This window comes from Vibrio sp. 10N.222.49.C9, from assembly GCF_041474985.1.
GTDB lineage: Bacteria > Pseudomonadota > Gammaproteobacteria > Enterobacterales > Vibrionaceae > Vibrio > Vibrio crassostreae_C.
Genome location: NZ_JBFRVD010000347.1, coordinates 1 through 458, shown reverse-complemented (window position 1 = coordinate 458; position 458 = coordinate 1). Strand labels below are relative to the sequence as shown.

Sequence of the window (458 nt, the reverse complement as noted above, 5' to 3'; positions counted from 1 at the left end):
GTTTCTCAACTGCAGTCAATCGAAAACAGTATGCTGAGTTTAGTAAGTCATCTTCCTGCAACCAGGTTAAGTTGTTGTTTTCCGTTGGCATGGTGAATGAGGGTGTTCATATCAGTGGTGTAAGTTCAGTGATATTGCTTAGGAGAACTAGGTCTGCAAACTTGTATTTACAGCAGATAGGGCGGTGTTTAAGTGCTGGAACTGAGGTTAGACCGCTGATATTTGACTTTGTGAGTAACATTGAACAGCTAGGTGCTAGGGTCTTTGAGGATTCTTGTCGTCAGTCGGCTTCTGATTGGATGGCGGAGCGTGCACGATATGGTTTATCAGAGACGATCCCTAAGTTGCCAGATTTCGTAACAGGGAATATTGGTTTGAGTGCGTTATTGGAGTCATTGTCTCACTTGTCTGATGGTGCTTATGGCTGGTTGGATTTGGCTCGAAGGTACGTTGCGGAG

Annotated in this window: 1 protein-coding gene; it reads left to right on the top strand. The window is 44.8% G+C overall.

The window, feature by feature from the left end; all coding sequences use genetic code 11:
• Window positions 1-230 precede the first annotated feature (230 nt).
• A partial coding sequence (locus AB4585_RS23455; protein ID WP_372171178.1) for a hypothetical protein occupies window positions 231-458 on the top strand: 228 nt, incomplete at its 3' end.